The 25110-nt window shown below is 68.5% G+C and carries 24 protein-coding genes; 9 read left to right on the top strand and 15 right to left on the bottom strand.

The window, feature by feature from the left end; translation table 11 throughout:
• Nucleotides 1-8: 8 nt before the first annotated feature.
• The 10 genes from ACE3Q8_RS11300 to ACE3Q8_RS11255 form a co-directional block, all read right to left on the bottom strand.
• Nucleotides 9-404 carry a copper-binding protein gene (locus ACE3Q8_RS11300; RefSeq protein ID WP_374470380.1) on the bottom strand — a complete coding sequence of 132 codons (396 nt, stop codon included), beginning with the start codon at nucleotides 402-404 and terminating at the stop codon, nucleotides 9-11.
• Entirely contained in the window at nucleotides 401-3553 is a 3153-nt protein-coding gene (locus ACE3Q8_RS11295) for an efflux RND transporter permease subunit (protein WP_374470379.1), read from the bottom strand. Before ACE3Q8_RS11295 ends, ACE3Q8_RS11300 begins: the two co-directional genes overlap by 4 nt.
• The gene (locus ACE3Q8_RS11290) at nucleotides 3550-5022 is read right to left on the bottom strand and encodes an efflux RND transporter periplasmic adaptor subunit (RefSeq protein ID WP_374470378.1); all 1473 of its coding nucleotides are present in this window, start codon (nucleotides 5020-5022) and stop codon (nucleotides 3550-3552) included. The genes ACE3Q8_RS11295 and ACE3Q8_RS11290 overlap by 4 nt, the downstream gene beginning before the upstream one ends.
• The gene (locus tag ACE3Q8_RS11285) at nucleotides 5019-6269 is read right to left on the bottom strand and encodes a TolC family protein (protein WP_374470377.1); all 1251 of its coding nucleotides are present in this window, start codon (nucleotides 6267-6269) and stop codon (nucleotides 5019-5021) included. The genes ACE3Q8_RS11290 and ACE3Q8_RS11285 overlap by 4 nt, the downstream gene beginning before the upstream one ends.
• 98 nt (nucleotides 6270-6367) lie before the next feature.
• The gene (locus tag ACE3Q8_RS11280; protein ID WP_374470376.1) at nucleotides 6368-6652 is read right to left on the bottom strand and encodes a hypothetical protein; all 285 of its coding nucleotides are present in this window, start codon (nucleotides 6650-6652) and stop codon (nucleotides 6368-6370) included.
• Nucleotides 6653-6780: 128 nt separating this feature from the next.
• Entirely contained in the window at nucleotides 6781-7161 is a 381-nt protein-coding gene (locus tag ACE3Q8_RS11275; RefSeq protein WP_374470375.1) for a hypothetical protein, read from the bottom strand.
• Nucleotides 7162-7433: 272 nt separating this feature from the next.
• A complete protein-coding gene (gene arsC / locus ACE3Q8_RS11270) occupies nucleotides 7434-7847 on the bottom strand; it encodes an arsenate reductase (glutaredoxin) (RefSeq protein ID WP_374470374.1) in 414 nt (137 codons plus the stop codon).
• A 5-nt stretch (nucleotides 7848-7852) separates the two neighbouring features.
• The gene (gene arsB / locus ACE3Q8_RS11265; protein ID WP_374470373.1) at nucleotides 7853-8923 is read right to left on the bottom strand and encodes an ACR3 family arsenite efflux transporter; all 1071 of its coding nucleotides are present in this window, start codon (nucleotides 8921-8923) and stop codon (nucleotides 7853-7855) included.
• A 41-nt stretch (nucleotides 8924-8964) separates the two neighbouring features.
• Nucleotides 8965-9483: an arsenate reductase ArsC gene (locus ACE3Q8_RS11260; RefSeq protein WP_374470372.1), complete on the bottom strand. Its 519-nt coding sequence runs from the start codon at nucleotides 9481-9483 to the stop codon at nucleotides 8965-8967.
• Nucleotides 9484-9493: 10 nt separating this feature from the next.
• Nucleotides 9494-9847 carry a helix-turn-helix transcriptional regulator gene (locus ACE3Q8_RS11255; protein WP_257817660.1) on the bottom strand — a complete coding sequence of 118 codons (354 nt, stop codon included), beginning with the start codon at nucleotides 9845-9847 and terminating at the stop codon, nucleotides 9494-9496.
• 62 nt (nucleotides 9848-9909) lie between these two features.
• On the opposite strand from ACE3Q8_RS11255, the gene arsH reads away from it, so the two are divergent.
• Together arsH and ACE3Q8_RS11245 are read left to right on the top strand one after the other, a co-directional pair.
• Nucleotides 9910-10641: an arsenical resistance protein ArsH gene (gene arsH / locus ACE3Q8_RS11250; RefSeq protein ID WP_374470371.1), complete on the top strand. Its 732-nt coding sequence runs from the start codon at nucleotides 9910-9912 to the stop codon at nucleotides 10639-10641.
• Between the two features lie 49 nt (nucleotides 10642-10690).
• Complete coding sequence (locus tag ACE3Q8_RS11245; protein ID WP_374470370.1) at nucleotides 10691-11263, top strand: SOS response-associated peptidase; 573 nt, start codon at nucleotides 10691-10693, stop codon at nucleotides 11261-11263.
• A 240-nt stretch (nucleotides 11264-11503) separates the two neighbouring features.
• Here ACE3Q8_RS11245 and ACE3Q8_RS11240 read toward each other — a convergent pair whose 3' ends face one another.
• The 4 genes from ACE3Q8_RS11240 to ACE3Q8_RS11225 form a co-directional block, all read right to left on the bottom strand.
• Nucleotides 11504-12988 (bottom strand): calcium-binding protein, encoded by a 1485-nt coding sequence (locus ACE3Q8_RS11240; RefSeq protein ID WP_374470369.1) that lies wholly within the window; start codon nucleotides 12986-12988, stop codon nucleotides 11504-11506.
• Between the two features lie 133 nt (nucleotides 12989-13121).
• Nucleotides 13122-13556: a Cu(I)-responsive transcriptional regulator gene (gene cueR, locus ACE3Q8_RS11235; RefSeq protein WP_257817678.1), complete on the bottom strand. Its 435-nt coding sequence runs from the start codon at nucleotides 13554-13556 to the stop codon at nucleotides 13122-13124.
• Nucleotides 13553-16036 carry a heavy metal translocating P-type ATPase gene (locus ACE3Q8_RS11230; RefSeq protein ID WP_374470368.1) on the bottom strand — a complete coding sequence of 828 codons (2484 nt, stop codon included), beginning with the start codon at nucleotides 16034-16036 and terminating at the stop codon, nucleotides 13553-13555. The genes cueR and ACE3Q8_RS11230 overlap by 4 nt, the downstream gene beginning before the upstream one ends.
• Before the next feature lie 155 nt (nucleotides 16037-16191).
• Nucleotides 16192-18612 carry a heavy metal translocating P-type ATPase gene (locus tag ACE3Q8_RS11225; protein WP_374470367.1) on the bottom strand — a complete coding sequence of 807 codons (2421 nt, stop codon included), beginning with the start codon at nucleotides 18610-18612 and terminating at the stop codon, nucleotides 16192-16194.
• Nucleotides 18613-18958: 346 nt separating this feature from the next.
• Here ACE3Q8_RS11225 and ACE3Q8_RS11220 point away from each other — a divergent pair, with 346 nt between their 5' ends.
• Nucleotides 18959-19360 carry a four-helix bundle copper-binding protein gene (locus ACE3Q8_RS11220; RefSeq protein WP_374470366.1) on the top strand — a complete coding sequence of 134 codons (402 nt, stop codon included), beginning with the start codon at nucleotides 18959-18961 and terminating at the stop codon, nucleotides 19358-19360.
• A 22-nt stretch (nucleotides 19361-19382) separates the two neighbouring features.
• The gene (locus ACE3Q8_RS11215; RefSeq protein ID WP_374470365.1) at nucleotides 19383-19688 is read left to right on the top strand and encodes a DUF305 domain-containing protein; all 306 of its coding nucleotides are present in this window, start codon (nucleotides 19383-19385) and stop codon (nucleotides 19686-19688) included.
• 100 nt (nucleotides 19689-19788) lie between these two features.
• On the opposite strand, the gene ACE3Q8_RS11210 is transcribed toward ACE3Q8_RS11215, so the two are convergent.
• The gene (locus tag ACE3Q8_RS11210; protein ID WP_374470364.1) at nucleotides 19789-20502 is read right to left on the bottom strand and encodes a PepSY domain-containing protein; all 714 of its coding nucleotides are present in this window, start codon (nucleotides 20500-20502) and stop codon (nucleotides 19789-19791) included.
• A 118-nt stretch (nucleotides 20503-20620) separates the two neighbouring features.
• On the opposite strand from ACE3Q8_RS11210, the gene ACE3Q8_RS11205 reads away from it, so the two are divergent.
• From ACE3Q8_RS11205 to ACE3Q8_RS11185, 5 genes are all read left to right on the top strand, one after another.
• Nucleotides 20621-20914 (top strand): hypothetical protein, encoded by a 294-nt coding sequence (locus ACE3Q8_RS11205; protein ID WP_374470363.1) that lies wholly within the window; start codon nucleotides 20621-20623, stop codon nucleotides 20912-20914.
• Nucleotides 20911-21351, top strand: coding sequence for a Spy/CpxP family protein refolding chaperone (locus ACE3Q8_RS11200; RefSeq protein ID WP_293421439.1), 441 nt, complete (start codon nucleotides 20911-20913; stop codon nucleotides 21349-21351). Before ACE3Q8_RS11205 ends, ACE3Q8_RS11200 begins: the two co-directional genes overlap by 4 nt.
• Before the next feature lie 14 nt (nucleotides 21352-21365).
• Entirely contained in the window at nucleotides 21366-21920 is a 555-nt protein-coding gene (locus ACE3Q8_RS11195) for an RNA polymerase sigma factor (RefSeq protein ID WP_374470362.1), read from the top strand.
• 117 nt (nucleotides 21921-22037) lie between these two features.
• Nucleotides 22038-23966 carry a copper resistance system multicopper oxidase gene (locus ACE3Q8_RS11190; RefSeq protein WP_374470361.1) on the top strand — a complete coding sequence of 643 codons (1929 nt, stop codon included), beginning with the start codon at nucleotides 22038-22040 and terminating at the stop codon, nucleotides 23964-23966.
• A complete protein-coding gene (locus tag ACE3Q8_RS11185) occupies nucleotides 23963-25084 on the top strand; it encodes a copper resistance protein B (protein WP_374470360.1) in 1122 nt (373 codons plus the stop codon). Before ACE3Q8_RS11190 ends, ACE3Q8_RS11185 begins: the two co-directional genes overlap by 4 nt.
• Nucleotides 25085-25110: the final 26 nt, after the last annotated feature.

Here is a 25110-nt window from a genome sequence, read left to right as displayed (position 1 = left end):
CGCGGCGCCTACTGCTTCTGGATCGCGGTGACTTCGCCGCCGCCGTTCTCGAGCTTCAAGTCGAAGGCGACCTTGTCGCCGGCCTTGAGCCCTTGAGTGAGGGCGGGGGCGGCCTTGAAGGCCATGGTCATGGCCGGCCAGTTGGCCTCCGGGATCGGCCCGTGGTCGATGGTGATAGCGCCGCCCGCCGCATCCACGGCGGTGACAGTGCCGGTCGCCTTGGCGGTCTTGGCCGGCTCGGCCGAAGCCATGTTCATGCCGGACATGCTGTCGGTGGCGGCGGGCGCCGCGGCAGGTTCGGCGGGGGGTGTCGGGGCCTCCGCCTGCGTCTCGGTCTTCTGGCCGCAGGCGGCCAGAGCGAGGACGGCGCTGACGACGCCGGCGATGAGATAAGCGCGCTTCATGGGTAGTCTCCTTTAGGGGTTGAAGCTGAGGGATCCGTGCGCCGTCGCCGCAGCAGGAGGTACCCTGCCGGGATGACGAGCATGGAGAGTAAGGGGGCGGTGAGCATGCCGCCGATCATGGGCGCGGCGATCCGGCTCATGACCTCCGAACCGGCGCCATGGCCGATCAGGATGGGGAAGAGGCCCGCCAGGATGACGGCTACGGTCATCGCCTTTGGCCGCACCCGAAGCAGCGCGCCTTCGCGCACCGCCTCGGCGACTTGGCTGGGCCTGGGATCGGGACCGCGTTCCTGAAGGGCGTGTTTCAGGTAGATCAGCATCACCACCCCGAACTCGGCGGAGACGCCGGCCAGGGCGATGAAGCCCACCCCCGTCGCCACCGACTGGTGATAGCCGAGCAGATAAAGCGCCCAGATCCCGCCGGTCAGCGCGAACGGCAGGGTGGCCATGATCAGCGCCGCTTCGTCCAAGCGGCCGAAGGTCACGTAGAGCAGCAGGAAGATGATCGCCAATGTCGCCGGCACGACGATCTTCAGCCGATCGGCCGCCCGCTGCAGGTACTCGAACTGGCCCGAGTAGGCGACGCTGACCCCCGGCGTGAGCTTCACGTCACGGGCGACCGCCCTCTGCAGGTCGCCGACCACCGAGGCGAGGTCGCGTCCACGCACGTCCACATAGACCCAGGTTGAGGGGCGGCCGTTCTCCGTCTTCAGCATCGGCGGGCCGTCGGCGATCTGCACACGGGCGACGGTTCCGAGCGTGATCTGCTGCCCGGCCGGCGTGACGATCGGCAGCGAACGTAGGCCTTCCAGGCTGTCACGCAGCTCGCGCGGGTAGCGCACGCTGATCGGATAGCGGGCGAGGCCTTCCACCGTCTCGCCGACGGTCTCGCCGCCGATCGCGCCAGACACGATGGCCTGCACGTCGCTGATGTTGAGCCCGAAGCGCGCGGCGGCGGCGCGGTCGATGTCGACATCGACGTAGCGTCCGCCGGTCAAGCGCTCGGCGAGGGCGGAGCTCACCCCCGGCACGGTCTTGGCGACCGCTTCGATGCGCCCAGCGATGCGGTCGAGTTCGGCGAGGTTTGGCCCGGAGACCTTCACCCCGATCGGGCTCTTCACCCCGGTCGCCAGCATGTCGATGCGGTTGCGGATCGGCGGCACCCAGACATTGGCGAGGCCGGGGACTCTCACGGTCTGGTCGAGTTCCTCCACCAGCTTCTCAGGCGTCATGCCCGGCCGCCATTGGTTGCGCGGCTTGAACTGGATGGTGGTCTCGAACATCTCCAACGGAGCGGGATCGGTCGCGGTCTCCGCCCGTCCAGCCTTGCCGAACACGGTCTTCACCTCAGGGACCGTGAGGATCAGCCGGTCCGTCTGTTGCAGCAGCTCGGCGGCCTTGGCGGCGGAAATGCCGGGGAGAGCTGATGGCATGTAGAGCAGGTCGCCCTCGTCCATCGACGGCAGAAACTCGCCGCCCAGGCGGCTGAGCGGCCAGGCCGTCGTGGTGAAGGCCAAGGCCGCCAGCAACAGCGTGGTCTTGGGTCGCCCCAGGACCCAGTCGAGCGCTGGCCGGTATGCCCGGGTCAGCGCCCGGTTGAGCGGATTGTCCTGCTCGGCGGGAATGCGACCGCGGATCAGGTAGCCCATCAGCACCGGCACGAGGGTCACCGACAGGATCGCGGCGGCCGCCATGGCGTAGGTCTTCGTGAAAGCCAGCGGCGCGAACAGCCGGCCCTCCTGCGCCTGAAGTGTGAACACAGGCACGAAGGACAGGGTGATGATCACCAGGCTGAAGAACAGGGCCGGCCCGACCTCTGCGGCTGCCTCGGTCACCACCTCCCAACGGTCCTTGCCGCGGAGCGTCTGGCCGGGATGGTCATGCGTCCACCGCTCGAGGTGCTTGTGCGCGTTCTCGATCATCACCACGGCGGCGTCGACCATGGCGCCGATAGCGATGGCGATGCCGCCCAGCGACATGATGTTGGCGTTCACGCCCTGGCCGCGCATCACCAGGAACGCCGCCAGCACGCCGAGCGGCAGGGTGAGGATCGCCACCAGCGCCGAGCGCGCGTGCCAGAGGAAGAGGCCGCAGACGATCGCGACGACGATGAACTCCTCGACCAGCTTCTGCGTCAGGTTGGCGATGGCGCGGTCGATCAGCTGCGACCGGTCGTAGGTCGTCACGACCTCGACGCCGGCCGGAAGGCTGCCCTTCAGCTCGGCCAGCTTCGACTTCACCGCCCCGATGGTCTCGCGGGCGTTCTTTCCAGAGCGCAGGATCACCACGCCGCCGGCCACCTCGCCTTGGCCATCCAACTCGGCGATGCCGCGCCGCATCTCCGGTCCCACCTGCACGGTGGCGACGTCCCCGAGGCGCACCGGTACGCCGCCCGGCGCTGCGCGCAGAGGCACTGCGCGGAAGTCGTCGAGGCTCGCCAGGTAGCCGCCTGAGCGGACCATGTATTCGGCCTCGCCGAGTTCGAGGACCGAACCACCGGCTTCTTGGTTGGCGTTACGTAGCGCATCGACCACCTCAGCGTGGGTGACGCCATAGGCGGCGAGCTTGGTCGGGTCGACGACCACCTGATACTGGCGGACCATCCCGCCGACGCTGGCCACTTCGGCGACGCCCGGGAGGCTCTTCAGCTCATAGCGCAGGAACCAGTCCTGCAGGCTGCGAAGCTGGGCGAGGTCGTGTCGCCCGCTGCGATCGACCAGGGCATATTCGTAGATCCAGCCGACGCCCGTGGCGTCGGGTCCAAGCGCCGGCTTGGCGGACGCGGGGAGCCGCCCCTGCACCTGGTTGAGATATTCCAGCACCCGCGACCGCGCCCAGTAGAGGTCGGTCCCGTCTTCGAACAGCACATAGACGAAGCTGTCGCCGAAGAAGGAATAGCCCCGCACCGTCTTGGCTCCAGGGACCGAGAGCATGGTAGTGGCGAGCGGATAGGTGACCTGGTTCTCGACGAGCTGAGGCGCCTGTCCCGGGTAGCTGGTGCGGATCACCACCTGGACGTCGGAGAGGTCAGGCAGCGCGTCCACCGCCGTGGAACGGACCGCCCAGAGCCCGGCCAGCAACAGGCCGGCGGCCGCGATCAGCACGTAGAACCGCCCCCGGACCGAGGCGCGGATAAGGGCGGCGATCATCGGGCCGCATCCAGCTTGGCGATCCGCCGAACGGTGGGCACGCCGCCGGCCTGGTCGAAGGCGAAGCGCACCTGATCGCCGGTCTTCAGACCCTCGGCCAACTTCGGGTCGGCGAGGGTGAAGCTCATGGTCATCGCCGGCCACTGCAAGGCTGGGACGGGCTGGTGGCTGAGCGTGATCGACCGGCCGTGCAACCGCTCGAGCCGTCCGGTCGTCTCGTAGGCGGTCGGTGGGGCCGCCGCGGGCGGCCTCGGCTGGATCGGCCGCGCCTGCACGCCGGCAAGGCTGGCCTCTGAGTCGAGCAGGAACTGGCCGGAGGCGACCACCTGTTCGCCCGCCTGGAGACCTGCCAGGATCTCGGTCCGGTCTCCCGCCTCGCGGCCGACCTGCACCTCGGCAGGCCGGAATCGTCCCCCAGGCTGGGCCAGCATGACGAGTGCGCGGCGACCAGTCCGGATCACCGCTTCGGAGGGGACAAGCAGCGCGGGCGAGGCGGCGCCCGCGAACTGCGCCTGTCCGTACATGCCCGGCCGCAGGCGCCCGCCGCGGTTCGGCAGTTCCACCCGCGCGGTGAGGGTGCGGCTCTCGGCGGCCGCTTCCGGCAGGATGGCTGAGACACGCCCGACAAACTGCTCGCCCGGAAAGGCCGTGAGCGTGACCGTCACGGCCTGTCCGGGGCGGACTTGGCCGGCCGTGGCTTCCGGCACCGAAACGTTGAGCCAGACGCTGCCCAGCCCGCTGATCTCAGCGAGCGTCTGGCCCTGGCTCACCGTCATGCCATTGCGCACGCTCAGCGTTCGGATCACGCCGCCACCCGGGGCAGTTATGCGGACGACCGTCTGCGGCCGACCACTGCGTGCGACCGAGGCGATCAGGCTGGGCGACATGCCGAGCAACGCCAGGCGCTGGCGCGCTGCCGCGATCAAGGCCGGATCGCCGGTGCGGCGGATGGCCAGGAACTCCGTCTGGGCGCCGCCCCACTCCGGCACGAGCACATCCGCGAGCGGCGCGCCCGCGGCGATGATGTCGCCGGGCGCACGCGCATAGACACGCTGCACGAAGCCGCCGGCGCGCGCCTGGACGACCACGAGGTCGCGCCCGTTGAAGTCGATGACCCCCGGGGCGGTGATCTCGCTAGGCAGGCGCCCCGGTTCGGCTGTCGTCAGACGCACGCCGAGGCTCTGGACCCTCGCTGGATCGATCTGCACGCCGGCGTCCGCCCCCGCCTCGTCGGCGTATTTCGGCACCAGCTGCATGTCCATGAACGGGGACTTGCCTGGCTTGTCGAACCGTTGGCTGGGGACCATCGGGTCGTACCAATAGAGCACCTGGCGGCCGGCGCTGGTTGGGGCGGGCGCCGGCTTGTCGGATGAGCTCAGCCTCGAGAGGCCGTAGCCGCCGGCGCCGCCCAGCAGGAGCAGGATCATGCCCCCGGCCGCCAGCTGCGCGCGCGTGATGGGGATGCTCATGGCGCGTCGGCTCCATAGGTGAGGGTGATGCGCACCGCGTCGCGGGCCACTGCCGCCTCGCGTTCGAGCAAGGTGAGCCGGGCTTCGGCCAATTCGGTGAAGGCCTGCAGGACGTCGCCGAGCCCCGCGCGCCCGGCGCCGTAGCTGGCGGTCTCCAGATCAGCTTGCCGCTGCGCCGCGGGCAGAACGACATCCTTGGACCGCATCCACTGTTCATGGTGCATCAGGTGGTCGGCGAGATCTCCGTCGAGCCCGGCGCGCAGGGTGCGGCGCGCGACTTCCGCCTCCGCATCCACCCGAGCCGCATCGGCGCGCCGCGCGGCGATCAGCGGATCCTGCCGCTGACCCGCGAAGAGGGGCAGCCGCACCGTCACACCGGCCGAAACCATGTCGCCGAACATCCGGTCCCGGCGCCCGTAGCTGGCCTCCAGCGCAAAGTCCGGGCGCTTTGCCGCCCGCGCGGCGTCCACATCCGCTTGCGCCCTCGATCGCGCCGAGTCGTAGGCCCGCAGGGTGGAATGCGCCTCAAGGCCGGCCCGCAGACTCGCCGGCTCGATGTCGAGCGAGGGCGGCGGTCCGGCGACGGCTGGGTCCGGGTCGCCGGTCCAGCGTGACAGCTCGGCCTTCGCCCGCTCGGCGGCGGCCGCGAGCTCATCGCGCTGGTCCTGCAAGGCGGCTCGCGCGCGGATCGGAGCGAGCGCCATCGCCGGACGGTCCGCGCCCGACGCCACGCCCGCCGGGGCCGAGCGCCAGATCGGCTCGATCTGCCGCAAGATCGCATCCAAGGCCGCGAGGCGGCTCTGGGCGTAGTGCAGATCGACCCAAGCCAGCGCCGCGCCGAGCTGGACCTCACGTGTTGTGACCGCCCGTTGGGCTTCCGCCATGGCGACATCGGCGCGGGCGCCCGCCGCCTCCGCGCGCCGCCGCCCGGCGTTCGGGAACTCCTGCATGACGCCGACTGTCGCCATGGTCATCTCGTCGGCGCCGAAACGGCCCGCCATGGGACCGGAGATCGGGTAATTTTCGACGCCGAACCTCAGCTGAGGATCCGGCAGACGTCCCGCCGCGACCGCGCTGCTCCGAGCCGCCCGCGCCTTGAGGTCGGCGGCGGCAACCGCAGGAGCGGTCTGGCGCGCTCGCGCGAGCGCCTCTTCGTAGGTCAGGGGGCTGCTCTTGGCCTGCGCCGTGCTGAGCAGGCTAGCAGCCGCCGAAGCAACGCACAGCTGGGCAAGTCGAATTGGACGCATGTGGGAACCCATGTTGGGGAAGGCGCCGGCGGCAAGCTATGCCGCCGGCGCCCCTCCGTCTCCCGCAGAGGGGATACTCGAAAGCGATCGGGAGCCGGTCAGCCGTTGGGGGTCGGCGCGACGGCGCGATGGTCGCCCATCATGCGGTGGCACATCGCCCTCATGGCGGCGTCGTCCTTCATCATGGGGCAGTCCGAAGCCTTGGCGACGGCCTGCGTCTTCGGGACTTTTACGATGCGCACGAAAGGGTCCTTGCCGTTGGGCGATCGGACGGTGCGGATGACGTAGCCGTCGTCACCTGCTGCCGCTGCGGACGCAGCGGTCGAAAGACCAGTGATCGTCAGGGCGGCCAGGGCCGCCGAAATCAGCTTGAAGCGTTGCATGTTGCATTCACCTGAAAGGAATTGAGCGAGGCTGCGCGGTCGCGCAGCAGTCGGCCCGGTCCTCGCGAGGCGGCTTGATCGCCGGCTCGTCGCGAACAGGGCATCCCTAGCCGCGGGCGCGGCTGGCTTCAGGCGTGGTGCTTGGGGGGTCGCTTCAGGCCCGGGGGACCGTGGGCGTGCAAGGGCACCGGCGCCGCCGGCTCGAAGCGGGCGTGCACCACGGTGAGTGCGAGCTCCGCCGGCGCTTCGGGCAGGGCGACGTTCACCCCACAGACGACCGCGCAGGCCTGGGCGCAGGCCTGGCTGTCGTGCGGCTTGGCTTTACCGGCATCGTCGTCGCAGCAGGGCATGCCGCCGGCTTTGCCGGCGTCCTGCGGACCCGCCATGCCCATCATCGCGGCCATCTGCGCCGCGTCGTGATGATGCAGGCACGCCGGCGCCGCGGCGGAGGCCGCGATCGGGCTGATCAGCAGGCCGACGAGGGCCAGGAGGGCGAGCAGGACCCGCATGTCGGAGATATGACGTCCCCGTCTGTGACTGTCACATGAAATATTGTTATCGACGTCAGATAGCCCGCGCCCACCAATCCTCCCCCGCCCGTGCTTAGACGGTACGCTCACGAAGTGTCTTCGTTGGGGGCAGACGCGTCCGGTTAGCCGAAGACGATCTGATCTCCGCGGGCACGCTCGAAGGCTGGCTCGGTAGATCATTGTTAAGCCGCCGCGCGCAGCTCGGTGACGGGTACGTCGACGGTGCCCCGCGGGCCGCAGCCGCGGTTGGTTCAGCGCGTGACCTCCACCACCTCGCCGTCCTCCTTGGTGAAGCTCTGCGGTTTGCGATCGAGCAGGTCCAAGACCGCTTCCGAAGGCCGGCTGAGCTTTGCCCCCTTCGGCGTGACAACGATCGGGCGGTTCACCAGGATCGGGTGCTCGACCATGGCGTCGAGGACCGCATCGTCGCTGACGTGCGGGTCAAGCAGGCCGAGCTCGCCGGCCGGCGTGCCCTTCTCGCGCAGGATTTCGCGCGGCTTGGCGCCCATGGCGGCGAGCAGCTCCCGCAGCTGCGGCTTCGTCCAGCCAACCTGCAGGTACTCGACGATCTCCGGCTCGTAGCCGGCGGCTTTGACCATTGCGACGGTATTGCGGGAGGTGCCGCAGGCCGGGTTGTGGAAGATGGTGATCGGGAAGTCGGACATGCAGCTCACCTCGTGATCGGCGGGGCGCAGCGCGCCGCCACCCGTTGAACGGCCGCGCCCCGCTCGTACCAGCCCTTGGACCGGTTCACGATGGCGACGATGGTCAGCATCACCGGCACCTCGATCAGCACGCCCACGACTGTGGCGAGCGCCGCGCCGGAGGAGAAGCCGAACAGGCTGATCGCGGCGGCGACCGCGAGTTCGAAGAAGTTGCTGGCGCCGATCAGGGCGGATGGGCCGGCGACGCAGTGGGCTTCGCCGGTGAGGCGGTTGAGCAGGTAGGCGATCGCCGAGTTGGCGTAGACCTGGATCAGGATCGGCACGGCCAGCATGGCGATGATCGCCGGCTGGGTGAGGATCTGTTCGCCCTGGAAGCCGAACAGCAGGACCAGGGTGGCCAGCAAGGCGGTGAGCGAGACGGGACCCACACGGCCGAGCACGCGCTGCAGCTCGGCTTCGCCGCCGCGCTTGAGGAGCGCGCTCCGCAGGAGCTGCGCCAGGACGACGGGGACGATGATGTAGAGCCCGACCGAGAGCAGCAGCGTCTCCCAGGGGACGGTGATGGCGGATAGGCCGAGCAGCAGTCCGACGATGGGCGCGAAGGCGACAACCATGATCGCGTCGTTCAGCGCCACCTGGCTGAGCGTGAAGTGCGGCTCGCCGCGCGTCAGGTTGCTCCAGACGAACACCATCGCCGTGCAGGGCGCCGCCGCCAGCAGGATCAGGCCGGCGATGTAGCTGTTGATCTCGCCCGCCGGCAGATAGGGGCGGAACAGGTAGCCGATGAAGACGGCCCCCAGCGCCGCCATCGAGAACGGCTTCACCGCCCAGTTGACGAACAGGGTCACGCCGATGCCGCGCCAGTGCTGGCCGACCTGGCGCATGGCGCCGAAATCGACCTTCATCAGCATAGGGATGATCATCAGCCAGATCAGCACCGCCACCGGCAGATTGACCTTGGCCACTTCGGCCGAGCCGATGGCCTGGAACACCGACGGGAAGAGGTGTCCGAGGCCGACGCCGATCACGATGCAGAGCGCGACCCAAAGGGTCAGGAAGCGCTCGAAGCGGGACATGGCCTTGGGCCCCTTGGATGGGGCGGGGGGCTCGATAGTGGTCATTGGGCGGACTGGGGATCGTCGACGGTTCGGCCGATCTCGGCCAGCTTCGTCTGCAACGACATGCGGTCGATCGAAGCGAGCGGCAGGCTGAGGAAGATGCGGATGCGGTTGCCCAGCATCCGCGCCGTCTCGGAGAAGGCGGCGGCGATCTCGGCCTCGGAGCCCTGGACCGCAGCCGGATCGGGCACGCCCCAATGGGCGGTCATCGGCTGGCCCGGCCACACAGGGCAGACCTCGCCCGCGGCGTTGTCACAGACGGTGATGATGAAGTCGAGCGGCGGGGCGCCGGGCTTCGCAAACTCGTCCCAGGACTTGGAGCGGAACGCCGTGTCCTCGAAGCCAAGGGCTCGGGTGATCGACAGGGCGTGCGGATTGACCCGTCCGGTGGGCATCGAGCCCGCCGAGTAGGCGTTGAAGCGGCCGCGGCCCTCCTTGTTCATCAGCGCCTCGGCGATGACCGATCGGGCCGAGTTGCCGGTGCACAGGAAGAGGATGTTGTAGGTCTTGTCGCTCACGGTGGGCTCCTCAGGCTCGGGCGCCTTCGGCCACGCAGCACTGGCTGGCGATGGCGGCGAGCGGCGCGCAGATCTCCGGCGAACCGCCGCAGCAGTCCTCCATCAGGAAGGCCAACAACTCGCGCATGGCGTCGTAGTTGGCGGTGTAGATGATCGAGCGTCCGTCACGGCGCGAGGCGATCAGGCCGGCGTGGCTGAGCACATTGAGGCTGGCCGACAGGGTGTTCGGCAGCACGCCCAGACGGCGGGCCACTTCGCCGGCTGGCAGGCCGTCAGGTCCCGCCTGCACCAGGAGGCGGAAGGTGGACAGGCGAACCTCGTGCGCGAGGGCGGACAGGCTTGCAACGGCAGGCTTGGTTTCCATATTTCGACAATATAGGAAATCTACGACAGTTTGAAGTCGGTTCCACCGCGTTCGAGGTCCAGATGACTGAGTTCCCCGCCCTGCAGCCGCAGTTCCTCGACACGCCAAGCCTGGAGAAGCTGAACGCGCCGACGGCGGCGACTCACCCGCCGCGCATCCTGCTGCTCTACGGCTCGCTGCGGGAACGGTCCTACAGCCGGCTGCTGACGGAGGAGGCCGCCCGCATCCTGCAGCGGTTTGGCGCCGAGACGCGCATCTTCGATCCGCGGGACCTGCCGCTGCCCGACGCCGTGTCGCCGGACCATCCGAAGGTGCAGGAGCTGCGGGCGCTCTCACAATGGTCCGAGGGCCAGGTGTGGTGCAGCCCGGAACGCCATGGGGCGATCTCCGGGATCATGAAGGCGCAGATCGACTGGATCCCGCTGGAGATCGGCAGCGTGCGGCCGACCCAGGGGCGCACCTTGGCTGTGATGCAGGTGTCCGGCGGCTCGCAATCCTTCAACGCCGTGAACACCCTGCGCCTGCTCGGCCGCTGGATGCGCATGATCACCATCCCCAACCAGTCCTCGGTGGCCAAGGCCTACCAGGAGTTTGATGAGGCGGGCCGGATGAAGCCGTCCGCCTATTACGACCGCGTCGTCGACGTGATGGAGGAGCTCTACAAGTTCACCCTCCTGACCCGCGATCGCGCGGACTATCTGGTCGATCGCTACAGCGAGCGCAAAGCCGCCGGTCGCGTCACCGAGGGCGATCAGCTGGCCGCCGCGGCCATGGCGCATGAGGCGGCGACCTGACAAGAGCGCCGGTCGGGGACCGCTGCTGCGCCCGGGGCGTTAGTCGAGGATGTGCAACGACTACCGCTACACGAAGTCGCCTGACACCCTCCGGGAGGAGTTCAGTCAGCTGAAGATCCCGCTGCGGTTCGCGGGCGACGCCACCCCGAACTACCCGCCCTACGACGACATTCGGCCGAACCAGACGGCGCCGATCATCCGCGGCGGTTCGGAGGGGGTGGAGCTTTCCGTCACGCCTTGGGCCTGGAAGTCGTCCAGCGGCAAGCCCGTGTTCAACTTCCGGTCGGAAGGACGCAGCTTCGCCAAGAGCGACCGCTGCCTGATCCCGTCGGACGGCTTTTACGAGTTCACCAAGTCCGACGATCCTAAGCAGCGGCTGAAGGACAAGCACCTCTTCACCCTCGTCGGCGAGCCCTGGTTCTGGATCGCAGGCCTGGTGAAGGAGGGCGCCTTCGCCATGCTGACCACATCGCCGGGACCGGACATCGCGCCGTACCATGACCGGCAGGTGGTGGTGTTGCCGCGCGCGAAAGGCCTCGACTGGCTCAACCTGCGGAGGCCGGAGGCGGAGATTCTCCGCCCGCTGCCCAGCGGCAACCTCATCCACGAACAGGTGCGGTAAGCGCCTGGTGTGCCGGGCGGAATGACTGGCGACTGGGGAGGCTGCGGACGGTTCGCTGTTGTGGGCGGCGCGGCTGCCCACCTCGGCCCGGCCGCCCGGATCGAGATGGCGGAGGGCCGCGGCCAGAACGCGCGCCATTGGATCGCGAAGGGCTTGAGGCTGCCTTCGCGCGTCGCCCATGCATCGCCTCGCCGCCCTTGGGACGACGAGGCGACGATCTGAGAGGTGAACCCTGGCAGCTTACGCCGGGAAAATCCAATCCGAACCGGCGGTGCTGATCCCCGGGACGAAGCCGGGCTCATCGATGAACATGAAGTCGCTCTGCCGGAGATCCGCCTTGAAGACGCCCAGCAGCAAGACGCCGCCTTCCGGATCGGCGTCGCGGTCGGTGTTCCAGGAGACGAACGCCCCTTCCGCGCGATCCACGACGGAGACCTGATCCGGCCGGATGTCGCGCAGCGCGAGGTGGTCGAACGCCCCCTGCGCCTCACCGCGGACTTCCATATCGGTGACGACGTCGAAGCCGCTGTGCGGATCGACGATGAAAGCGTCGGCCCCCGTGCCGCCGGTGATGGTGTCGTTGCCCATGCCGCCTTCGATCATGTCGTGGCCTGCGCCGGCGTCGATCGAGTCCGCGCCCTCCATGCCCATGATGTCGTCGACCATGGCGCCGCCGATCAGGGTGTCGGCGCCCATGCCGCCGTCGAGGCGATCCATGCCGTCGCCGCCTTCCAGTCGGTCGTCGCCAGCATCACCTTGCAGCACATCGTCGCCGCCAGCGCCGAGCAGAGTGTCGGAGCCATCCCGACCGAAGATGTTGTCGACGCTCTCCCCGCCGGTCAGCTGATCGGCTTCCCGCTCGCCGACGAGCACCTGGTAGGTTTCGTCGCCCGTAAAGGTGAGCGCGACATCACCATCCCGCATCGCCGCGTCGGCGGCTTGGTCGAAACGCTCGCCTGGCAGGTCGCCGTGCCTGGGGTCCGGGCCTTCAACGCTGGCTGTGGGCCGCTCGGGAGTGGGCGCCGTCGCCGGCCGCGAGGCGGGCGGAAGGTCCGGCTCCTCCGCGAACATGAAGTCGTCCTGCGCGAGATCCGCCTGACGCACGCCCTCCAGCAGCACGGAGCCGCCCTGCCAGCTGACCCGCACACCCGCAGGGGTGTCTTCGAAACTCAGGTCTTCCCACCGGAGGTCCCGCAGCGCGAGGTGGTCGAACATGCCGGGACCCGCGGTGAAGTCGCGGATCACATCGTCGCCGCTGGTGGGGTCGACCGCGAAGGCGTCGGGTCCGAGCCCGCCGACCAGCGTGTCGTCGCCCATCCCGCCCTCCAGGTCGCCATGGCCCGCGCCCTCGTCCAGGTAGTCGTTGCCCATGCCGCCCATCAGGGCGTCAGCGTCCCTGCCGCCATAGAGCCGGTCTCCGTCCATGCCGCCCGTGAGCCGGTCAGCGCCGTCGCCCCCGCTGAGGGTGTCGGCGCCGGAGTCGCCATAGAGCACGTCGTTTTCGCGGTCCCCGCTCAGCAGGTCGTTGCCGCCAAGTCCCCAGAAGTGATCGCGGTCGCCGCGTCCGACGAGGGCGTCGTTCCCCTCATCCCCGATCGAGACCTGATAGTCGTAGCGCTCGCGACCGGCATCGAAATCGAATGTTAGACCGTCTTGGGCGAGATACTGACTGGCCAGCTCCTGGATGGGAACATCCCTCCAGCCATGGGATAGTTTGTGTGACATTGGCCGTTCCTGCGCAAGATTACAGCGATGGGAATGTTTCTCCCCGCAACAACGGGTGAGCGATCCGTCAACTCTGTATTGAAGCTCGCAGTTCCGAGTATTGTCAGTTCGCCTGTCTCTGCCGCAGCTAAGCTTATCGCGCTCTTGCCTTCACTCGCTCGAGCGGCGTGGTCGGCTCGGCCCCGGCCGTCAGGTCGGCAAGGATGGGGCAGTCCGGACGATCGTCGCCGGCGCAGCAGTGCGACAGGTGCCGCAGGGTGTCCGCCATGGCCTGCATTTCGGCGATCCGGGCGTCGAGATCGGCGACGTGTCGGTCGGCGATCGCCTTGACCTCGCGGCTCGGCCGCTCGCGATCCCGCCACAGCGACAGCAGTTGCGTGATCTCGTCCATCGAGAAGCCGAGACTACGCGCGCGCTTGATGAAGCGAAGCTCGTTGATCTGGCGGGCGTCGTACTCGCGATAGTTGGAGTCGGTCCGGCTCGCGGGGCGCACCAGGCCGATCTCGTCGTAGTAGCGGATCATCTTGGTGGTGACGCCCGAGGCCTTCGAGGCCTGACCGATGTTCATGGCCGTGCTCCTTGGAAGGCGGCGTCGCGGAAGCCTCGCAGGCGAAGCGCGTTCGTCAGGACGCTGACGCTGGACAGCGCCATGGCGCCAGCGGCCACCATCGGGGACAGCAGCAGGCCGAAGGCGGGGAAAAGGGCGCCGGCGGCGACGGGGATCAGCACCACGTTGTACCCGAACGCCCAGGCGAGGTTCTGGCGGATGTTCCGCAGCACCGCCCGGCTGAGCGCAAGCGCGGTGGCCACGCCGCGCAGGTCGCTGCGCATCAGCACCACGTCGGCGCTTTCGATGGCGATGTCCGTGCCAGCGCCCATGGCGATCCCGACGTCGGCTGCGGCGAGCGCCGGGGCGTCATTGACCCCGTCGCCCACGAAGGCCAGCCAGCCGAAGCGGGCCTGCAGATCACGAACCGCCGCGACCTTGCCGTCCGGCAGCACCTCGGCCACGACGTCGTCGAGCCCGAGCTGTTCAGCGACGGCGTTAGCCGTCCGTGCGTTGTCGCCGGTGATCATCACCACCTTCAGCCCTTGGGCATGCAAGGCTTGCAGCGCCGCCGCGGTCGTCTGCTTGATAGGGTCCGCGACGGCGACGATCGCCACCAGCTCGCCGTCGACCGCCGCGTAGAGCGGGGTCTTGGCCTCGCGCGCCAAGCGCTCAGCCTCCGCGGACAAGGCGGCGACCGAGATGCCAAGCCGGGTCATGTACCGGTCGGCGCCCACTTCGACGGTGCGGCCCTCCACCTGCGCCGCCACGCCGAAGCCGGGGATGCTCTGGAAATCCTCCGCCGGCGGGATGCTGAGTTCGCGGGACTCGGCTGCGTCGACGATCGCCTGCGCAACAGGATGCTCCGACGAGGCCTCAACGGCGGCGATCAGGCGCAAGACCTCCGCTTCATCCCGTCCGTGCGCCACCTGAAGATCGGTCAGGGCAGGGCGGCCCAGCGTCAGGGTGCCGGTCTTGTCGAAGGCCACCACCTGGACGTCGCGCAGGCTCTGCAGGGCTTCGCCGCGCCGGAACAGGATCCCGAGCTCAGCCGCCTTGCCCGTGCCAACCATGATCGAGGTGGGCGTGGCCAAGCCCATGGCGCAGGGGCAGGCGATGATCAGGACGGCGACGGCGTTGACGAGCGCAAAGCTCAAAGCGGGCGAGGCGCCGAACAGCAGCCAGGCCGCGAAGGTAAGCGTGGCGATTCCGATGACGGCCGGCACGAACCAGGACGTGACCTGATCGACCAGCGCCTGGATGGGCAGCTTGGCGCCCTGCGCGGCCTCCACCATGCGGACGATCTGGGACAGCATGGTCGCGGCGCCGACCTTGGTGGCGCGGAAGCGGATGGCGCCGGTCTTGTTGACGGTGCCGCCGACGACCGCAGCGCCGGCGGCCTTCTCCACCGGGATCGGCTCACCCGTGATCATCGACTCATCCACGAAGGAGCCGCCGCCCACCACCTCTCCATCGACGGGGATTCGCTCGCCGGGACGGACGAGGACGACGTCGCCGACGCGGACCTCGCCGATCGGCACCTCGAGCGCCACGCCCTCCCGCTCAACGCGCGCCGTCTTGGCCTGCAGGGTCATCAGCCGCTTGATGGCCGCGCTGGTGCGCCCCTTGGCCTGGGCCTCGAACAGCCGGCCCACCAGGATCAATGTCACGATGACGGCGGCGGCCTCGTAGTAGACGTGATCCGCGCCGGCTGGCAGCAGGCCGGGCGCGAAGGTCGCCACCACCGAATAGAGGAAGGCGGCGCTCGCCCCCAGCACCACCAGGGAGTTCATGTCGGGGGTGCGACGAACCAGGTTCGGCACGCCCTTGCGGTAGAAGCGCAGGCCTGGACCGAACAGCACGAACGCCGCGAGGGCGAAGCTCGCCAACCGCCAGGGCTGTTCTCCGATCGCGCCCGCCAGCCAGTGGTGGACGCCGGGGACGAAGTGGCGGCCCATCTCGACAAGGAACAGCGGCGCCGTTGCGGTGGCGGCGGTGATGACGTTGCGCTTGAGCCCTTGGATCTCGGCTTCGCGCGCCTCGCGCTCACGATCGGCGAGCTCCGGTGTGGCCTCCGCCGTGGGTCGCGCGTCGTACCCGGCCTTAGCAACCGCGGCGGTGAGCGCGCCGATGTCGGTCCCGTCCAGCACCTGCACCTGAGCCCGTTCGGTCGCGAGGTTCACCTGGGCAGAGATGACGCCGGGCGTCGCCCGCAGAGCTCGCTCCACTCGGCCGACGCAGCTGGCGCAGGTCATGCCGGCGACGGTGAGCTCGATCCGCCGCACGAGCGGCTCATAGCCGACCTTGCGAATGGCTTCGATGACGGCCGCGGTCTGCCCGTCTGACGTGAGCTCCACGTGCGCGCGCTCGGACGCTAGATTGACGGATGCGGCGGCCACCCCCGGCACGGCGGCGATCGCCTTCTCGACACGGCCGACGCAGCTGGCGCAGGTCATGCCGAGCACCGGAATGTCGATGGGGCGAAGGATTGTTTCGGGCACGGTCGGCTCCTGAACGGCGATGCCCAGCTCAGATAGAGATTCCCATCATGGTAAGGTCAAGGGACCTCGGACGCGTCAGCGTCCTCTAGGTGCTACGCAGCGACGGGGCGTCCCCCCTGAAACTGGAGATGACGCCGCGCCTTTCGCCTGCGCTTTCAGAGGCTGACGGCTCGAAGGCGCAGGGCGTTGCCAACCACGCTGACGCTGGAGAGGGCCATGGCCGCCGCCGCAATGGCGGGCGAGAGCAGCCAGCCGAACACCGGATAGAGCACGCCGGCGGCGATAGGGATGCCGGCGACGTTGTAAGCGAAGGCGAAGAAGAGGTTTTGCCGGATGTTGCGCATCACCGCCCGCGACAGCCGCCGGGCCTGCACGATGCCCTGCAGGTCGCCTCTAAGCAGGGTCACGCCGGCGCTCTCGATCGCGACGTCCGCGCCGGCCCCCATGGCGATCCCGACCTCGGCGGCGGCCAAAGCCGGGGCGTCGTTCACCCCGTCACCAGCCATGGCGACCTTGCGGCCCTCCACCCTGAACTTGTCGACCACAGCGGCCTTGTCCTGCGGCAGCACTTCGGCCTCGACCTCGTCGATTCCGAGCTTGCGCGCGACGGCCTGCGCGGTCGTGCTGTTGTCGCCCGTCATCATCACCAGGCGCACGCCTTCGGCCTTGAGGGCGCTGACCGCCTGCGGAGTTGTCGCCTTGATGGGATCGGCGATGGCGAAGATGGCCGCCGGTCGGCCGTCCAGCGCCATGAAGATGGCGGTGGCCCCATCGGCGCGCAGTGCGTCCGCCTCGGTTTCGAGCGGCTGGGTGTCCACGCCCTGTTCCATCAGGAACTTGCCCGAACCGAGCGCCAGGCGGCGGCCGTCAACGACACCGACAACACCCTTGCCGATGGGCGAGTCGAACTCGCTGGGCTGCGACAGGTCGAGGTTCCGCTCCGTCGCGGCCCGCACAATGGCGTCCGCCAGGGGGTGTTCGCTGGCGCGCTCCAGGCTGGCCGCCAGGCGCAGCGCCTCCGTTTCATCGACGCCCGGCGAGGGTCGGATCGCGGTGATGGCCGGTCGGCCTTCGGTCAGGGTGCCGGTCTTGTCGACGACCAAGGTGTCGATCTTCTCGAAGCGCTCCAGCGCCTCGGCGTTCTTGATGAGCACGCCGGCCTGCGCGCCGCGGCCGACCCCGACCATGATCGAGATCGGGGTGGCCAGACCGAGGGCGCACGGACAGGCGATGATCAGCACGGACACGGCCGCCACCAGCCCGAAGGCGAAGCGGGGCTCGGGTCCGAACAGCGCCCAGACGGCGAACGCGACGACGGCGATCGCGATGACCGTCGGCACAAACCACCCGGACACCTGATCGGCCATCCGCTGAATCGGGGCGCGGCTGCGCTGGGCCTGCGCCACCATCTGCACGATCTGCGAGAGCAGGGTGTCAGCGCCGATCTTCTCGGCTCGCATGACGAAGGACCCGGTCTTGTTGATCGCGCCGCCGACCACCTTGTCGCCCGCTTCCTTGGTGACCGGCATGGATTCGCCCGTGACCATGGACTCGTCGATGGACACCCGTCCTTCGAGCACTTGCCCATCCACCGGGACCTTCTCGCCGGGTCGGACACGCAGCTGGTCGCCGACGACGATCTGGTCCAGCGTCACCTCCTCGTCCGAGCCATCCGGGCGTACGCGGCGCGCGGTTTTCGGCGCCAGGTCGAGCAGCGCCTTGATCGCGCCGGAGGTGCGTTCGCGGGCGCGCAGTTCGAGCACTTGGCCCAGCAGCACCAGGACGGTGATCACGGCTGCGGCCTCGAAGTAGATCGGCACCGATCCGTCCGCGCGCCGGAACGCGGCGGGGAACAGCTGCGGCGCTAGTGTCGCGACGACGCTGTAGGCCCAGGCGACGCCGACGCCCATGGCGATAAGGGTGAACATGTTGAGGCTGCGGTTGGCGATGGACCGGGCGCCCCGCTGGAAGAACGGCCAGCCCGACCAGAGGACGACCGGGGTGGCGAGGGCGAACTGGATCCAGGCCGACGTCTGACCGCCGAGCCGCATGGTGAGCCCAGTGAGGTGGCCGCCCATCTCCAGCGCCAGGACCGGCAGCGCCAAAGCGAGGCCGATCCAGAAGCGTCGGCTCATGTCCTTGAGCTCAGGGTTTGGCTGGTCGTCGGCGCTGACCACCTCCGGCTCGAGCGCCATCCCGCAGATCGGGCACGACCCAGGCCCGACCTGCCGGATCTGAGGGTGCATCGGGCAGGTGTAGATGGTCCCGGCCGGCTGCGCCGGCTTCGGCTCCGGCGCGCTTGCGGAGTAGCGGTCGGGCTCCTTCTCGAATTTCGACTTGCAAGCCGCGGAGCAGAAGAAGACCTCTTGCCCCTGGAACACAGCCTTGTGCGCGGTCTTGGCCGGATCGACCCACATCCCGCAGACGGGATCCTTGACCTCTCCCTGTGGCGAGACGTCGGCGTGATGGTGGGCGTGGCCGTGCTGCCCGTGGGCGTGGCCGTGCTGCCCGTGGGCTTGGCCAGGCTGGTCATGCGCATGGGCGCCGGGGGGCGCTGAATTTTTGTCTTTCTTCATGACCGAAAGCTCCGTCCGCGGTGGGCCGCTCTTGAAAGGCTACGCACCTCGCCGAGGGTAACCCTCGGCTAGGCATCTGCGCTCCAGGCCGCATTGAGCGATCGCAAAGGCGCGGCGAAAACTTCGTGCAGGTTCCCGTCGTTGGAAGGTCAAGATCAGCGTCTTCGGGCAGCGTCCGGCAGAGAGCGGTCGGTACTTAGAAGATCCGAGCCAGCGTCGTTGAATACGCAGACAGTCGGCGTGTCCCTCGTCCAAGGGCGAATGTTTTAGCTTTATTTTCCAGGTTGGAACGGCAGCGCGACGTCCGGGTTGAGGGCTGATCCCACATCCCTCCGGAGGACGACCTATGCACGCCCAGCAGATGATCAGCACGCACCCGCAGGTGCGCGGCAACACCAACGACAGCCTGATCCGGTGCATCGAGGAGTGCTTCGATTGCGCCCAGAGCTGCACCTCGTGCGCCGACGCCTGCCTTGGCGAAGAGATGGTCGCCCAACTCACCCAATGTATCCGGCTGAACCTGGACTGCGCCGACATCTGCTTCGCAGCCGGTCACATCGCCTCGCGCCGCACCGGTTCGAACGAGCCGATCATCCAGCGCGTGCTCGCCGCCTGCGAGGAAGCCTGCCGGCTTTGCGCGGAGGAGTGTGAACGCCACGCCGACATGCACGAGCATTGCCGCATTTGCGCCGAGTCCTGCCGCCGCTGTGAACAGGCCTGCCAAGCGGCGCTGCAGACCTTCCATTGATCGACGCAAGGAGAACCGAGCTATGAAGACGATCGCGATCATCGCCGCCGCTGCCGCGCTTGCCGCCGCGCCCGCCGTGGCTCAGCAGGCCCAGCATCAGGGTCACGCCAGCATGCAGCACGGCCAGATGGCCAAGCAGGACTACATGAAGGCGGTGCAGGATATGCATCAGAAGATGATGTCGGCCGACGACATGGATCCCGATCGCGCCTTCGCCCTGAAGATGATTCAGCATCACCAGGGCGGCATCGAGATGGCTCGGGTCGTGCAGCAGCACGGCGACGATGCCGAGATCAAGCAGATGGCGCAGAAGATGGCCGACGAGTAGCGCAAGGATATCGCTGAGCTTCAGGGCTGGCTCGACAGGCATGGCGGACGGACGCCGAAGCGCTGATGCGCCGGGGCCGGCCACCGCGCCGGCCTGAGCGTCAGGAGACCGCCGGGCGTCGCCTCAGTCGCTTGGCGTCCCGGCCCAGGCGGATCACCAGCAGCACCCATCCGGTGATGACCATCGGCAGCGTCAACACCGCCAGGGCGATGATCAGCGGATGGTTGAAGTTCTCCCCGTCCTTGAAGTCGAGGATGTGGAGCCGCCAGAAGAAGTCATAGAACCGCCAGAGGTTGGACCTTCGGCTCACGACCTCGCCCGTGTCGGGGGACACGTAGAGCGCTGTTCGCTCGGCATCATCGAAATCGACCCGCCACATCGGCCCTTCGCGGCCGGTCTCCTGAGGCGCGGCGCTGAAGTATCGCACAGCAACGGGCTTGCCCGCCCCCTCATAAGCGGATCCGGCCAGTTGCCGGACCTCTCCCTCTGAAACGGGGGGCGCCGCCTTGCCGGTCACCGCATCGAAGGCTCGCGTGGTCCCATCCGGCGTCTTCAGGATCCAGTAGAGCCCTCGGAGGCTGCTCTTCAGAGTGGCCTCGGTAGGGGCCAGGCCGGCCGCCGCCGCCACTTCGGCCGGCGACTTCGCGACGCTCAGGTCCGGTGGCGGCAGCTGGAAGGTGGCCTTGTGATGCTCACCGCGGACCTTCTCGATCGGGATGGCGGTCATCACCACCCCGCCGGCCACCCAAAAGAGGACCTGGACCCCGACCACAAGCGCCAGCCACTTATGTAGCTGCAGCGACCACTTCAGCATCACGCCCCCGACTTTCGCCTCTATCTGTGAAACGTAGCGGCTCTCCGCCGCCCCTCATATGAGGGGTGTTTGAGGCAGCGGCCGTATAGATTCCGGAGGGACAAGTTCGGGGATCGTCATGAGCAACCAGTTCGACGAAGACATGAGGGCCTTGCGGTCCGAGCCACCCGCGCGCGGGTACGATCAGATCGACGCCGCCGTGTGGCGCGGCATCGCCGAGGCCCGGCGCAGCCGCCAAGCCGCGCCGATGCTCTATGCCGTCCGGGCAGCGGCCGTGGTGGGCGCGCTTGGGCTCGGCGTGGCGAGCGGCGGCGCCACCGCTGTCGCGCTCGCCCGGGAAGCGCCGGAAGTCTCGGCCTTCTCGATCAAGGCGGAGCTCGCGCCTTCGACGCTCCTGGACCACGAGGGATGAAGGGCCTCAGCCGGGGCCTGATCCTCACGCTGGTGCTGACCCTGTTCGCCGCCGTCGGCGGCACCTGGATCGGCGCCCGCTACATCTATGCCCAGCAGCATCAGCCCTCGCTCCATGAGTTCGTGCATGAGGAGCTGAAGCTCAACGCCGACCAGCAGACGCGTCTCGCGGCCCTTGAGCAGGACTTCGCAGTCCGTCGCAGGGCACGGGAAGCCGAGCTGCGCGCCGCCAACGCGGAGTTGGCGCGGGCGATCCAGGCGCGGCACGAGTACTCCCCCGAGGTCCAGGCCGCCGTGGAACGCTTCCATGACGCCATGGGCGAGCTGCAGAAGGAGACCATCCTGCACGTGCTCGCCATGCGCGCGATCCTGACGCCGGAGCAGGCTCGGCAGTTCGACGCGCGGATCAGCGAGTCTCTGACCGAACAGGCGTCGTGATCCAGGCGAGCGAGGTGGAGCCCGACCTCGTCGCCCGGGCGCGAGAGGGAGACGACCGGGCGTTCGCCGACCTGCTGCAACGCCACAAGCCGAGCCTCTACGGCTTCGTGCGCCGTTACGTCAGCGACGCCGACGCTGCGGCCGATGTCGTGCAGGACACGTTCGTGTCGGCCTGGCGGGCGCTCGCGCGCTACGACCCGCGTCGGCCGTTTCCAGTCTGGCTGCGCGCGATCGCGCTCAACAAGTGCCGGGACCGGGCTCGGCGGCTGGCGGTTCGCCGCTTCATCCTCGGCGACAGGGACGATCAGTCGCCCGAGGCGCTCGCCCAGCCGGATCCAGAACCCTACGGCGAAGCCAATCTGATCCCGGTCGAACGTCGGGCCGTCCTTCAGAAGGCCATCGATCAGCTGCCGGGCAAGCTCAAGGAGCCGCTGCTCCTGACCTATTTCGACGATCTGACCCAGCAGGAGGCCGCCGACCTCCTGGGCGTCACGGTCAAGACGATCGAGACCCGGGTCTATCGGGCTAGGCAGCGGCTGATGGAGCTTCTCGACCGCTCGTCGATTTGAGGATCGCAAGTCAGGGGTTGGCCGCTGCGCTGCGTTGATCCTTGAAAGGCCGACGGGTTGACCTTCCCACGGTGGGAAGCCTGATCCTGCGCCTAAATTCAGTTTCTAGGATCGTTGATGCCTCCGCGCACCTTTGACCTCAATCGCCGCTCGCTGGTACGCGGCGCCGCCATCCTCGGCGGCGGCGCGGCGATCAGCTCGCTCCTCCCCAGTTGGGCGCTCAGCGCATCCCCCGGCATTCTGTCGACCCTGCAGACGCTCTCCGGCGAGGACATCAAGCTCACCATTGGGCACACGCCGATCACCATCGACGGCAAGCAAAGCCATGCGGTGACCATCAACGGCACCGTCCCGGGGCCGCTGTTGCGCCTGAAGGAAGGCCAGCGGGTGCGGATCGCCGTCACCAATACCCTTGACGAGGACACCTCGATCCACTGGCACGGCCTGCTGGTGCCGTTCCAGATGGACGGGGTGCCGGGCGTGAGTTTCCCCGGCATCCCGCCGGGACAGACCTTCGTCTACGAGTTCCCGGTCATTCAGTCGGGCACCTACTGGTACCACAGCCACTCGGGCCTGCAGGAAGCCGAAGGCCATTACGCCCCGATCGTCATCGAGCCGGCCGATGCCGATCCGGTCAGCGCCGACCGCGAGCACGTCGTCGTCCTGGCCGACCACAGCGAGATGCACCCGCACCTGATCTTCAAGCGGCTGAAGCAGCAGGGCGGCGTCTTCAATTACCAGCGCCAGACAATCGCCGGGCTGCTGGCGGGGAAGGACCAGACTCTGGCCGAGCGGATCGAGTGGGCCAAGATGCTCATGGATCCGACCGACATCTCCGACGTCACCGGCGCGGTGCAGACCTTCCTGATCAACGGCCATGGGCCCAAGGACAACTGGACCGGGATCTTCACGCCCGGAGAGCGCGTGCGCCTGCGCTTCATCAACGCCGCGGCCCAGATGATCTTCAACGTCCGGATCCCTGGCCTGAAGCTTACGGTCGTCGCCGCCGACGGCCAGAACGTGCGCCCCGTCGAAGTGGACGAGTTCCAGATCGGCAACGCCGAAACCTACGACGTCATCGTGCAGCCGGCCGAGGACCGCGCCTACACCCTCGTCTCAGAAGCAATCGACCGTTCCGGCATGGGGCGCGCGACGCTGGCGCCCCGCCTGGGGATGACCGCACCTGTGCCGCCGCTCCGTGAGCGGCCCATCCTGACGATGAAGGACATGGGCATGGACATGTCGGCGCACAGCGGCATGTCGGGCATGGACCACTCCAGCATGCCTGCGATGGATCATTCCAACATGCCAGGCATGGATCACTCGAGCATGGCGGGTATGGATCACTCGGCCATGGCGCCGAGCCAACCCTCGACGATGGCTGGGATGGATCATGGCGGCATGGCCGGCATGGCGTCCTCCGCGCCGCCCGGCATGGCGCCACCGCGAAGCCGCGGCTCCGACGTGATGGGTGACATGGGTGGCATGTCGATGAACATGCTCGACTACTCGAAGGCGCCCCAGATCAAGAAGGGCCCGGGCGTCCAGATGATCGCCCCAATGCCGATGGACCGCACAGGCGAGCCAGGGCTCGGCCTGGAAAGCGTCGGCCATAGGGTGCTCGTCTACAAGGACCTCATCGCGCTGGCGCCCAACCCAGACCAGCGGCCGCCGGATCGGGCCCTGGACATCCGTCTGACCGGCAACATGGAACGGTTCATGTGGGGGTTCGACGGCTGGAAGTTCAGCGAGAACCCCCCGCCCTATTCCTTCCGTACGGGCGAGCGGGTGCGCATCACCCTGATCAACGACTCGATGATGACCCACCCCATCCACCTGCACGGCCACTTCTTCGAGCTGGTGCACGGACCGGTCGGCTTCATGCCGCGCAAGCACACGGTGAACGTCGCGCCGGGCGGGAAGGTCAGCTTCGACATCACCGCGGAAGCCGGCGACTGGGCCTTCCACTGCCACATGCTCTACCACATGCACGCGGGCATGTTTCAGGTCTTCAAGGTGCGCCCGATGCAAGGAGCGGCGGCATGATCCGGACTTCGCTCCTCGCGCTGCTGCTGGCCGGGTCAGCGACCGCCGCCCTCGCGCAGACCGACCCGCACGCCGGGCACACGATGCCGGCCGCACCAGCCGCCGCCGATCCTCACGCGGGCCACCAAGTGCCGACCGAACCCGGCGCAGCTCCCGCCGAGACTGCGCCGCCGACCTCAGCCGATCCGCACGCCGGCCATCAGATGCCTGCGCCGGCAGCCGGTGCCCCACACGCCGGCCACGCCATGCCCGCGGCTCCTGCGGCCGCGCCTGCGGACCCGCACGCTGGCCATGCGATGCCGGCCGAGCCCCCAGCAGCGGCAGATCCTCACGCCGGCCACGCCACGGAGCCGGCGGCGGGCGGGCAGACCGGCGCGGACTTGCCGGTCGGCAATGCGCCGCCCCCCGAGGTGATCCGGGACAGCGTGGCCGACCGGGTGTTCGGCCGAGACGCGATGGCTCGAGCGCGGTCGATCCTGGAGAACGAGCACGGCGCCGCCCGTGTCTCCAAGCTTCAGGCCGACCTGCTCGAGTGGGCGCCGGATGGCGATCGCTACGGCTGGGAAGTTGAAGGCTGGTATGGCGGCGATATCAACCGCTTCGCCTTCAAGAGCGAGGGCGAGGGACAGTCCGGCGAAGGAGTGGAATCAGCCGAGATCCAGCTGCTCTATTCGCGCGCGGTCGCCCGCTACACGGATGTCCAAGCTGGCGTTCGTTATGACCTCGAGCCGCGCGGGCGGGCCTACGCCACCGTCGGTGTCGATGCCATGTTCCCGTATTGGTTCGAGGCCGAGGGCGCCCTGTTCCTGTCCGACAGGGGCGACCTGCTCGCCCGGGCGGAAGGTAGCTACGACCTTCGTCTGACGCAGCGCCTGATCCTGCAGCCGCGCGCGGAGCTGGAATTCGCCGCGCAGGACATCCCGGAGAGCCAGATCGGATCGGGGCTCTCAAGCGCCGAGCTTGGCCTTCGGCTCCGATACGAAATCCGCCGAGAGTTCGCGCCCTACGTGGGCGTCTCATACGAGCGGTCGATCGGCGACACGGCCGATTTTGTTCGTGCCCACGGAGAGAAGGCGGAATCCACGCGCTTCGTAGTTGGCCTGAGGGCGTGGTTCTAAGGGCGCGTCAGGTTTCGGAGGTTATC

The organism is Phenylobacterium sp. (genome assembly GCF_041913825.1).
Taxonomy (GTDB): Bacteria; Pseudomonadota; Alphaproteobacteria; order Caulobacterales; family Caulobacteraceae; genus Phenylobacterium.
The sequence above is the reverse complement of the archived record's forward strand: the minus strand, read 5'-3'. Positions and strand labels throughout refer to the sequence as shown.

Excerpts from the sequence above, each read along its gene's own strand:
- ACE3Q8_RS11300 (WP_374470380.1), bottom strand. The coding sequence starts at position 404 with ATGAAGCGCGCTTATCTCATCGCCGGCGTCGTCAGCGCCGTCCTCGCT.
- ACE3Q8_RS11295 (WP_374470379.1), bottom strand. The coding sequence starts at position 3,553 with ATGATCGCCGCCCTTATCCGCGCCTCGGTCCGGGGGCGGTTCTACGTG.
- ACE3Q8_RS11290 (WP_374470378.1), bottom strand. The coding sequence starts at position 5,022 with ATGAGCATCCCCATCACGCGCGCGCAGCTGGCGGCCGGGGGCATGATC.
- ACE3Q8_RS11285 (WP_374470377.1), bottom strand. The coding sequence starts at position 6,269 with ATGCGTCCAATTCGACTTGCCCAGCTGTGCGTTGCTTCGGCGGCTGCT.
- ACE3Q8_RS11280 (WP_374470376.1), bottom strand. The coding sequence starts at position 6,652 with ATGCAACGCTTCAAGCTGATTTCGGCGGCCCTGGCCGCCCTGACGATC.
- ACE3Q8_RS11275 (WP_374470375.1), bottom strand. The coding sequence starts at position 7,161 with ATGCGGGTCCTGCTCGCCCTCCTGGCCCTCGTCGGCCTGCTGATCAGC.
- arsC (WP_374470374.1), bottom strand. The coding sequence starts at position 7,847 with ATGTCCGACTTCCCGATCACCATCTTCCACAACCCGGCCTGCGGCACC.
- arsB (WP_374470373.1), bottom strand. The coding sequence starts at position 8,923 with ATGTCCCGCTTCGAGCGCTTCCTGACCCTTTGGGTCGCGCTCTGCATC.
- ACE3Q8_RS11255 (WP_257817660.1), bottom strand. The coding sequence starts at position 9,847 with ATGGAAACCAAGCCTGCCGTTGCAAGCCTGTCCGCCCTCGCGCACGAG.
- arsH (WP_374470371.1), top strand. The coding sequence starts at position 9,910 with ATGACTGAGTTCCCCGCCCTGCAGCCGCAGTTCCTCGACACGCCAAGC.
- ACE3Q8_RS11245 (WP_374470370.1), top strand. The coding sequence starts at position 10,691 with ATGTGCAACGACTACCGCTACACGAAGTCGCCTGACACCCTCCGGGAG.
- ACE3Q8_RS11240 (WP_374470369.1), bottom strand. The coding sequence starts at position 12,988 with ATGTCACACAAACTATCCCATGGCTGGAGGGATGTTCCCATCCAGGAG.
- cueR (WP_257817678.1), bottom strand. The coding sequence starts at position 13,556 with ATGAACATCGGTCAGGCCTCGAAGGCCTCGGGCGTCACCACCAAGATG.
- ACE3Q8_RS11225 (WP_374470367.1), bottom strand. The coding sequence starts at position 18,612 with ATGAAGAAAGACAAAAATTCAGCGCCCCCCGGCGCCCATGCGCATGAC.
- ACE3Q8_RS11220 (WP_374470366.1), top strand. The coding sequence starts at position 18,959 with ATGCACGCCCAGCAGATGATCAGCACGCACCCGCAGGTGCGCGGCAAC.
- ACE3Q8_RS11215 (WP_374470365.1), top strand. The coding sequence starts at position 19,383 with ATGAAGACGATCGCGATCATCGCCGCCGCTGCCGCGCTTGCCGCCGCG.
- ACE3Q8_RS11210 (WP_374470364.1), bottom strand. The coding sequence starts at position 20,502 with ATGCTGAAGTGGTCGCTGCAGCTACATAAGTGGCTGGCGCTTGTGGTC.
- ACE3Q8_RS11205 (WP_374470363.1), top strand. The coding sequence starts at position 20,621 with ATGAGCAACCAGTTCGACGAAGACATGAGGGCCTTGCGGTCCGAGCCA.
- ACE3Q8_RS11200 (WP_293421439.1), top strand. The coding sequence starts at position 20,911 with ATGAAGGGCCTCAGCCGGGGCCTGATCCTCACGCTGGTGCTGACCCTG.
- ACE3Q8_RS11190 (WP_374470361.1), top strand. The coding sequence starts at position 22,038 with ATGCCTCCGCGCACCTTTGACCTCAATCGCCGCTCGCTGGTACGCGGC.
- ACE3Q8_RS11185 (WP_374470360.1), top strand. The coding sequence starts at position 23,963 with ATGATCCGGACTTCGCTCCTCGCGCTGCTGCTGGCCGGGTCAGCGACC.